The following is a 3,712-nucleotide window of genomic DNA, read 5'->3' on the forward strand; positions in this document are numbered from 1 at the left end:
CCCTGCCCCAGTGGTAGGTCTCGCCGGTGAGCTCGTCGCGCACCGGCACGGACTCGTGCCAGTCCAGGCCGAGTTGCGGCATGTCCAACGAGACCGTGGCTTCCTGGGTGTGGTGAGGGTCGAGGTTCGCGACCACCAGAACAATGTTCGAACCGTGCTCGTCGACGGCCGTCTTCGAGTACGCGATCACCGCTTCCTGGTCCGTCTGGTGGAAGTGCAGGTCACGGAGTTGGCGCAGCGCGGGGCTCGCGCGCCGGATGCGGTTCAGCGCGGTGATCAGCGGGGCGATCGTGTCGCCTCTTCGTGCGGCCGACTCCCAGTCGCGGGGCCGGAGTTGGTACTTCTCCGAATGGAGGTACTCCTCGCTCCCGCGCCGTACGGCGGTGTTCTCGCACAGCTCGAACCCGCTGTAGACGCCCCAGGTCGGCGACAGCGTGGCGGCGAGCACGGCCCGCACCTCGAAGGCGGGACGGCCGCCCTCCTGGAGGTAGGCGTGCAGGATGTCGGGGGTGTTCACGAAGAAGTTGGGACGCAGGAAGTGCGCGGTGTCCCGCGACAACTCGGTGAGGTAGTCGGTGAGTTCGTCCTTCCCGTTCCGCCAGGTGAAATAGGTGTAGGACTGCTGGAACCCGATGGCCGCGAGGGTCTGCATCATCGCGGGGCGGGTGAACGCCTCGGCGAGGAAGATGACGTCGGGGTCCGTGCCGTTGATGTCCGCGAGCACCCGCTCCCAGAACACGACGGGCTTGGTGTGCGGATTGTCGACGCGGAAGACGCGTACGCCGTGCCCCATCCAGAACCGCAGCAGCCGCACCGTCTCGGCGATCAGGCCCGGCAGGTCCTTGTCGAAGGAGATCGGATAGATGTCCTGGTACTTCTTCGGCGGATTCTCGGCGTACGCGATGGAGCCGTCCGCCCTGCGACGGAACCAGTCGGGGTGCTTCTCCACCCAGGGGTGGTCCGGCGAGCACTGCAGCGCGAAGTCCAGGGCGACTTCGAGGCCGAGCCCGGTGGCGCGGCGCACGAACGCGTCGAAGTCGTCGAGCGTCCCGAGGTCCGGGTGCACGGCATCGTGGCCGCCCTCCGGAGAACCGATCGCCCACGGCACGCCGACGTCGTCAGGGCCCACCGAGAGGGAGTTGTCGGGCCCCTTGCGGAAGGTGGTGCCGATCGGGTGGATGGGCGGCAGGTAGACGACGTCGAAGCCCATCTCGGCGATGGCGGGCAGCCGCGCGGCCGCGGTGCGCAACGTCCCGGGGACGGGCGGGGACCCGTGCTCGACGACGGCGCCCTCCGATCGCGGGAAGAACTCGTACCAGGACCCGAAGAGGGCCCGGCGCCGCTCGACCAGGAGCGGCAGCTCCTCGGACGACGTGACGAGTTCACGCAGCGGATGACGGTCGAGCGTCTCCCGCACCCGAGGGGTGAGGGCGGCAGCAAGACGGGCCGCCGGTGAGCGGCCCGCATCGCGCAGTGCCCGGGCCGCTTCGGCGACGGCGGCCCGGTCGGGGCGAGGTATGCCGGTGGCGGCGCGCTCGTGGAGACGGGCGCCCTCCTCCAGGACCAGATCGGTGTCCAGACCTGCGGGAATCTTGATCTGCGCGTGGTGGCGCCAGGTTGTGACGGGATCGCCCCACGCCTCCACGGCGAAGGTCCAGCGCCCCTCGGCGTCCGGTGTCACGTCGGCGCCCCACCGGTCGGTGCCCGGCGCGAGCTCCCGCATGGGGATCCACGGGCCTGCCCGGCCGCCGGGGTCGCGCAGGACGACGTTCGCGGCGACCGCTTCATGTCCTTCGCGGAAGACCGTGGCCGTGACCTGGAACGTTTCTCCCGGTACTGCCTTCGCCGGTTTTCGCCCGCCGTGGACGGCGGGCCGCACATCCAGGACGGGGATGGTGGGCTGCGAGGGCGAGCCCGGCGGGGTTGAGCCTAGAGGCATGTCTGACCGCTCCTGTCCGCTGCACGGATACGGGGGTGTGGAGGGTTCCGCGGTGCGTGCCGGCCTATTGGCCATGTGCCTACCGGAGGAGCCTTCCCCCACCCTTCGGGTGAGCAATCCGGCGCTTTGTTAACTACTAGTGCGTAAGGGCGCATGCAAGACCGGCCTCACCATGAATGGCAAGACCGGACCGAATTCGCATATGCCGTATGGCTCGTTGAACCGTACGCATATGCCCCGCGGGACGAGCGCGTGCGGCGTCGCCGGGCCGTACAAGTACGTCGGCCGACTGAGGCAGAGGTCCGAAATCCGACGGTGTGCGGCATGCCCTTGCGGCCGGACGGGGGTATGACCGCTCGGACAGGGGTCAGGAGCATGACGGAATCCGAGCGGGTGCGGACCGCGCCTAAGGGGCGTAGCCGGACAGGATTCTGCCGTCGTCGGTGGCGGTGAACAGGGCGCCGCCCACGTACAGCGGGAAGCGCAGGGACGGCGGGTCGTCGTACTCCGTCCGCCCCTGCGCCGGCGGGATGTCCTTCCTGCGGTAGGAGTTGATGTCGTCCTCCGTGGAGCGGCCCCACATCTCGTACAGCCCGACGGCGAGGACGCGTTTGCCCGCCAGGGCGAGGGCCACGGTGTCCTGCGGGCCGCCGTACCGCCACAGGCGCCTGCCGGTGCGCCAGTCGAAGGCCGTCATGGTGTGGGTGACCGGATCGTCGGGATCCGGGTTCCCGGTGGCCACCACGAGGACGTCCGCGTCGCCCACGACCGGCGGCAGCGCGGGCTCCAGGCCGGGCGCCAGGGTGCGGCGCGTGGCGAGGGTCCCGGGGTCCAGTTCGCGGACGCCAGGGGTGCCGTGCTCCCAGCACAGGATCGATCCGCGGTGGGCCAGGAGCCCGTAGCAGGACCGGTCGGGCGCGCGGCGCACGACCTTGCCGTTCGCGGTGGAGAGCGCCAGGACGCCCTTTCCCTCCACGGCCGCGTACACCTTGCCGTCCTCGACGAGGAGCGCGTGCTGGACCTTGGCGGGCAGCGGAGGGGACTTCCACAGTTCGTGGCCGTCCTTGGCGCGACGGGCCCGCACGTGGGCGCGGCTCGGGCCCGTCGATTCGTCCGCGAAGCCGAACTCGGCTGTGTAGACCACCCCGTTCGCGTACGTCAGGCCCATCACGGCCGTGTCGGACGCCGTCGGCTTGCGCCAGCGCTCGGTGCCGGAGGAGAGGTCCACCGCGATCACACCGCGCTCGCTCGGCACGTACACGCGCTCGCCGTCGCTCTCGGGCGGCAGCTCCTGGATGCCCTGGAGGCCGTCGGCCGTGACCGGGAAGCCGCGGGACGTCCAGAGGTGGGCGCCGGTCGCCGCGTCGAGGGCCGTCGCGGCGCCCTTGCCGTCCCGGCACACCAGGGTCGAGGCGATCAGCACACAGCCGTTGCCCTGGTCGTCCAGGCCCTTCGGGCGCTTCACCGACCAGGGCTTCCACCCCTTGGGGCGGGCGGCGGAGCGGTCCTTCGCCGCGCCGAACTCGCCGGAGTGGCCCGGGTTTCCGTACTCCGTGACGATGCGGGTGGTGGGGCCGCGGCCGTTGGGCCGGCGGCTGCCGGGTTCGCTGGCATCGGGGGCGGGCGGTCCCGCGGTCCCGCCCGCGCCGTTCTCCCTGTCCCCGCCTCCTCCGCCGCCCCCGGGTATCAGCAACGCTGTCACGGTCACCGCGGCGGCCACTGCCCCGGCGGCGACGAACCACCCTGCGCGGCGCCGGGAGGCTGGTGGGGTGG

General features: G+C 71.2%; 2 protein-coding genes. Both read right to left on the minus strand.

The features are described 5' to 3' along the window. A partial coding sequence (locus AOK03_RS22515; protein ID WP_055567133.1) for an alpha-1,4-glucan--maltose-1-phosphate maltosyltransferase occupies positions 1-1,939 on the minus strand: 1,939 nt, incomplete at its 3' end. A 406-nt stretch (positions 1,940-2,345) separates the two neighbouring features. Continuing rightward, the coding region (locus AOK03_RS22520; protein ID WP_208609578.1) for an outer membrane protein assembly factor BamB family protein at positions 2,346-3,712 on the minus strand (1,367 nt) is incomplete at its 5' end.

Source organism: Streptomyces atriruber (assembly GCF_001418325.1).
Classification (GTDB): domain Bacteria; phylum Actinomycetota; class Actinomycetes; order Streptomycetales; family Streptomycetaceae; genus Streptomyces; species Streptomyces atriruber.